At 44.7% G+C, this 3,474-nt stretch carries 1 protein-coding gene; it reads left to right on the top strand.

All coding sequences use genetic code 11. The features are described 5' to 3' along the window. The coding region (locus HOO90_RS07545) for a TonB-dependent receptor (RefSeq protein ID WP_292841670.1) at positions 1-3,474 on the top strand (3,474 nt) is incomplete at both ends.

The following is a 3,474-nucleotide window of genomic DNA, read 5'->3' as shown; positions in this document are numbered from 1 at the left end:
AAACTGCAATCGGTCAATGTAAACGACTACCAAGGCAATCCATTTCAAATGGATGTGACTTACCGTGGCTTTACAGCATCGCCACAAATTGGTTCACCGCAAGGGCTAAGTGTGTTTTTTGATGGCATACGGGTGAATGAGCCCTTTGGCGATGTGGTGAACTGGGACATGCTGCCCATGAACGCGCTGGGTGGTTTTGATTTAATTCCAGGGTCTAACCCGCTGTATGGCTTAAATACACTCGGTGGCGCACTCACAATGAAAACTAAGAGCGGCTTTACTGACAAAGGTTTTTCAGCGGAAATTCTCGCTGGTTCATTTGGGCGCAAGCAATTGCAAGCTTCTGGCGGTTGGAATAACGCCAATAAAGAAAAAGGTAGCTGGGATACCGCAGGTGATTTTGCTGCATTTGGCGCAGTGAATTTGTTTATGGAAGATGGCTGGCGAGATAATTCACCCAGTAGGGTCAACCAAGCGTTTGGTAAATTTGAGTGGCAAGGTGAGCGTGCCTCATTAGCGTTTTCAACTTTGGGCGTAGTGAATAAACTGGTAGGTAACGGCACGGTGCCACAAGAACTGTATCGTGAAGACCCAAGTGCTGTATTTACCTCACCTGATGAAACTCGTAACAGGCTCATTCAGTTTCAAATCGCAGGTGCGTTTGATGTGAATGACAAGGTGAATATTACAGGCCAAGTGTATCACCGCCAAAGTAATCGTAAATCTAGTACGGGGGATATTATTGATTATGAATCATTTAACAACCCTGAAGCTGGTGCACGCCACGTGGCCAGCCGCCGCGCTGCGCTTGGCGAATCGATTATCTGTGCATTGGCCGATAGTGACAGAGATGGCATCCCAAATTATTATGTGTTGGATGATGCTAATTATTATCCATTTCTAGATTCTAAAAACACGATACCAGGTGTCCCTGGTGGGTTCGACTATTCTTTAGCGACACTTAACGCCCCATTGCCACAAGATTTAAGGGATGCACTTAGAGCATCTCTGAATAACAACCCTGTTATTGATGGCGATAGCAACTCAGGTGCTATTGTAGCAGCAAGTCTTGAAGGAGGATCTGCCGCGCTTTCTGATATTACAAGAACTAACAACCCTGTTGTATCATTTACAGATGTCGATATGGCTGTTAAGCGTATATTTTTTGCCGCACCCATTAATGCAGCTACCTGTGTTGATAACCTTTCAGGAGTAGGCAACCCGTTAAATGAGAATAAGCTAAATCAGAGTCAGGGTGTTTTGGTTGCCGAACCAGCCCGCGATCGCGACGGTGCGAACGATGTGCCAACCGTCGGGAAAGGATCAGGAGTGGCTGAAGGTACGCCCACTGCAATTATTACTAAGTCAGATGTGGCGCAATCATCACAGGGCGCCAATGTACAAATCAATTTTAATTTAGATCAACACAAATTTATGGTGGGTAGTGCTATTGAGCATTCATCCTCAGACTACATCGCTAAGCAGCGGCTAGGCACGCTAGATAATGACCGTAACGTATCTAATGACCCGTTAAAACTAGGTGAAGAGTATTATTGGGCTGACCATGATGCCACTATCAACCAATTTGAAGGCAGTTCTACTACCAAAAGCTTATATGCAAGTGAAACATGGAGTCCAACCCAAAATCTAAATTTATCTTTTTCTGCCCGATACAACCACACCCATGTTCAAAATGCAATTGCCCCTAGAGTTGCTGGGCGACTGCTCACGGATTTTACTTTCTATAATAAGTTCTTAAGCACAGGTGGTGCTGTTGTTGTGCCAGGCGATACCATTGCGGATAGCCCTTTTGATTTAAGTAAGCCATTGCCAGCAGGCAATCCCTATACTGGTGCTAACCTCATTACTTATTTACCAGCTGCATCAGAAGAATATTCTTACCACCGCATTAACCCCGCCATTGGAGCCACATGGCAGGCCAAGCCTAATTTAAATTTATATGCAAACTGGAGTCAAGGTACGCGCGTGCCTTCTAGCGTTGAATTAGGTTGTGCTTATGATGGCACTCTGGTTACAAAAGATAATGGTCAAACCTATCAACCTCGCAGCATTGCAGAAGGTCGTGGCTGCTCGCTACCCAGTACTTTGTCTGGCGACCCATATTTACCGCAAGTCAAAGCACAAACCATAGAAGGCGGTGCGCGTGGCAAGTTTGGTGAGTTTATGGAGTGGAATATTAGTGCTTATCGTACCGATCTAAAAGACGATATTTATATGACTTCATTGACACCAGAGCTGAGTTTTTTTCAAGACATAGGTAAAACAAGGCGTCAAGGAATTGAGTTTGGCTTGGCAGGTGAGTATGGAAAATCTGATTTCCGCATTAACTATTCACTGACTGAAGCGACTTTTCAGTCTAATTTTAAAACTATTAGCCCTAATAACAGCAGTCGTGCCTACCACGGAATAGATGAAAACATGATACAGGTGAAGTCTGGAAATGTGATGCCAGGTGTGCCGTTTAATAATATTAACTTTAGCTGGGGTTATAAAGTCACCCCTAAATTTAAAATAAATACCAGTGTGGTTGCGCATGGCGATTCATTTTTGCGTGGTAATGAAAATAACGCCCATACCCCTAGCGAAGGCCCGATCGTGATCAGGCAAATAAAAGGCCAAAACGTTGCCATTAAACTACCCGATAATAAATATAGCGGCAAAGCCGCGGGCTATGCTGTGCTTAATATGAATGCCCGTTATGATTTTGGTAGTGGTTGGTCGGCGAGCATGTTAGTGAATAATGTTTTAGATAAAAAATATTACACGGCTGGTCGTTTAGGTATTAACCCGATTGCACCTTCTACTTATGGTGCTATTGGCCCTGGCGGCTTTAATTACAATTCAAACGAATGGATACCTTCACAGTTTATTTCCGCTGGCGCACCGCGTGGGGTGTGGTTATCCATGAGTTATGATTTTGATGCCAGCAAAAAAACACTACCACCCAGCAGTGCCTTAAACACTGAGCCTAATTTGGCCGATATTGAAAAGCCAAGCAACGCGCCAAGTGCAGAGGAGCTTGCATTGGCTAGCCAGCTCGATAAGATTAAAGCACTACCACTGATAAAGCATACTCAACTATCAACCAAAGCCGCAGCGCAAGAAGTAACTAATAGCGTAGAAACTTGGCGTAAAGCTTTAGCCACTAATCAGGCAGAAGCTTATTTAGCGCTGTATGCTCCTAGTTTTGCACCAGCAGGCTTAAGCCATAGCCAATGGGTAGAAAAGGCCAAATTAAAATTTGCTACCGAAACAGTTACAGCATCTGAAGTTAGCGATGTGGTCATCGCGCCAGAAGGCAAGCGCATGGTGGCGGTGTTTAATCAAACGCTGACTAAAGGTGCGCAACAACAAGCAACACTTAAAGTGCTCACCTTTGAGTTAAAAGATGGCCAATGGCAAATCACCCGCGAGCACAGCATGCCAACCAACGCCAAAATGGCAGTGCCCAAT

This window comes from Methylotenera sp. (genome assembly GCF_013141425.1).
In the GTDB taxonomy this organism is placed as follows: Bacteria; Pseudomonadota; Gammaproteobacteria; order Burkholderiales; family Methylophilaceae; genus Methylotenera.
The sequence above is the reverse complement of the archived record's forward strand: the minus strand, read 5'-3'. Positions and strand labels throughout refer to the sequence as shown.